Source organism: Paracoccus rhizosphaerae, assembly GCF_026162645.1.
Taxonomy (GTDB): Bacteria; Pseudomonadota; Alphaproteobacteria; order Rhodobacterales; family Rhodobacteraceae; genus Paracoccus; species Paracoccus rhizosphaerae.
The window spans coordinates 1-2,369 of record NZ_JAOTBE010000142.1 but is presented as its reverse complement, the minus strand read 5'-3'; the positions used below and the strand labels follow the sequence as shown (position 1 = coordinate 2,369).

Genomic DNA, 2,369 nt, shown 5'->3' with positions numbered 1-2,369 from the left:
CCGGGACGGGCTGATTGGGGGATATGGGGGGCTTCGCGCAGCGGATCTGGCGATGCTGCCGGTCTTCACGCTGCTGCGCTGCCTGGCCTCGGTGGGCTGGACCATCGACCGACTGCCGCCGGGCGACCCGCGCCACCGCATATACATCGAACGAGCACTGCTGGCGGCCTGCCATGCGTTGTGATTCAGGGGAACAGCAGGCGTGTTCAACGGAGTCGCCGTGACGAGATATTGCCTTTTGACCGGCGCAAGCCGGGGGATCGGACATGCCACCGTCAAGGTCCTTCAGAACGAGGGATGGCGGGTGCTGACAGTTTCGCGCCAGCCTTTTTCGGCGGAATGCCAGTGGCCGATGGCGCGCGAAAGCCATATCCAAGCCGATCTTGCCGACCTGTCATCGATTCCTGCGCTGGCGGCGGATGTCCGGTCGCGGCTGGAGGGCGGCCAGCTTGCGGCGCTGGTGAACAATGCCGGCATCTCTCCGAAGGGCGAGGGGGGCAGCCGACTGGGTGTACTGCAGACCGAGGCGGAGACGTGGGCGCATGTGCTCAATGTTAACCTCGTGTCGATTGCGCTTCTGGTGCGTGAACTGCTGCCGGAACTGGCGCTGGCCAAGGGGTCGATCGTCAACGTCACCTCGATCGCTGGATCGCGGGTCCATCCCTTTGCGAGCGCAGCCTATGCCGCGTCCAAAGCGGGGCTGGCCGCCCTGACCCGAGAGCTTGCACATGAGTTCGGCCCGCGCGGCATCCGATCGAACGCTATATCGCCGGGTGAGATCTCAACTGCGATCCTGTCACCCGGCACTGACGGGTTCGTCCAGCGAGAGGTGCCCCTGCAACGACTGGGCACCGCAGAAGAAGTTGCTCGGACCATCCATTTCCTGTGTACCGACGCCGCGTCCTACATCAACGGCGCAGAGATCCACATCAATGGCGGCCAGCATGTCTAACGACGTCCGATTTTCACGTGCAGCCGGTAATGTCCGGCATGCCCCACCAACAGGATCCTCCGATGACCCACCTTCCCAATTCCGTCCATGGGCGCGATATCAGGTACCTGCTGCATCCCGTCACAAACGCACGCGCGCATGAAAAGCACGGCCCGTTGGTCATTGCCCGGGGTGAAGGAGTCAGGGTCTTTGACGAGACCGGCAAGGATTACATAGAGGGGCTGGCGGGTCTGTGGAGCGTCGCACTGGGCTTTTCCGAGGAGCGGCTGGTGGATGCTGCGCATCGCCAGATGCAGCGACTGCCTTACATGCACCTGTTTGCCTCGAAAGGGCACGAGCCGTCGGTCTTGTTGGCCGAGAAACTGATCGAGATGACGCCCGAGGGGCTAGACCGCGTCCACTTCACCAATTCTGGTTCCGAAGCGAACGACACCGTCGTCAAGATGATCTGGTTCTACAACAACGCGATCGGCCGGCCCGAGAAGAAGAAGTTCATTGGCCGCGTTAAGGGCTATCACGGCATTACAGTCGCCGCGGGATCGCTGACGGGGATACCAGCCAACCACAAGGGCTTCGACCTGCCGCTCGACTTCGTGCGGCACGTCTCCACCCCGCACTACTGGCGCTTCGGTCAAGATGGAGAGACTGAGGATCAGTTTTCGGACCGGCTTGCAGACGAATTGGAGCAAACGATACTGGCCGAGGGATCCGAGACGGTTGCCGCCTTCATCGGCGAGCCCTTGATGGGCGCGGGCGGAGTGATTGTGCCGCCGACGGGTTATTGGGACAAGGTCCAGGCAGTTTGCCGCAAGCATGGTGTCCTCATCGTTGCTGACGAAGTGATCAATGGCTTCGGTCGTACCGGGAAAATGTTTGCCTGTGAAACCTATGATATCCGGCCAGACGTGCTCGTGCTGTCCAAGCAACTCACCTCATCCTACCAACCTTTGGCAGCCATTGTCTTCAGCGACGCCATCTACCAAGGCATCGCAGATGGGTCCGAAGCTTTTGGTACATTTGCACACGGGTACACGACCTCGGGCCATCCAGTGGCCACTGCTGTGGGGCTGGAATGCGTCTCTATCATAGAGGAAAGAGATCTGGTAACGCACGCTGCAAAGATGGGGGAGATATTGCGTGCCGGATTGTCAAAATACTCGGACCACCCGTTCGTCGGCGAAGTGCGCGGTACGGGTTTGATCGCCGCGATAGAGTTTGTTTCAGATAAAGCCACAAAAGCCGGATTTGACTCTGTCGGCCTTGCATCCTCGGCGGTTGTCGCTGCTTCTCAGCGCCACGGACTGATATTGCGAGTAGCCGGTGACGCAGTCTGCTTCTGTCCGCCAATGATCATCACAGAACACGAGGTACAAGACCTACTGCATCGCTTCGATCAGGCCATGGAGGAAGTGTTTTG

At 60.3% G+C, this 2,369-nt stretch carries 3 protein-coding genes; all 3 read left to right on the top strand.

Annotated features, from left to right (window positions below):
• The coding region (locus tag OC184_RS19885) for a hypothetical protein (protein ID WP_265508920.1) at nucleotides 1-184 on the top strand (184 nt) is incomplete at its 5' end.
• 36 nt (nucleotides 185-220) lie between these two features.
• A complete protein-coding gene (locus OC184_RS19880; RefSeq protein WP_265508919.1) occupies nucleotides 221-952 on the top strand; it encodes an SDR family NAD(P)-dependent oxidoreductase in 732 nt (243 codons plus the stop codon).
• Nucleotides 953-1,014: 62 nt separating this feature from the next.
• The coding region (locus OC184_RS19875; protein ID WP_265508918.1) for an aspartate aminotransferase family protein at nucleotides 1,015-2,369 on the top strand (1,355 nt) is incomplete at its 3' end.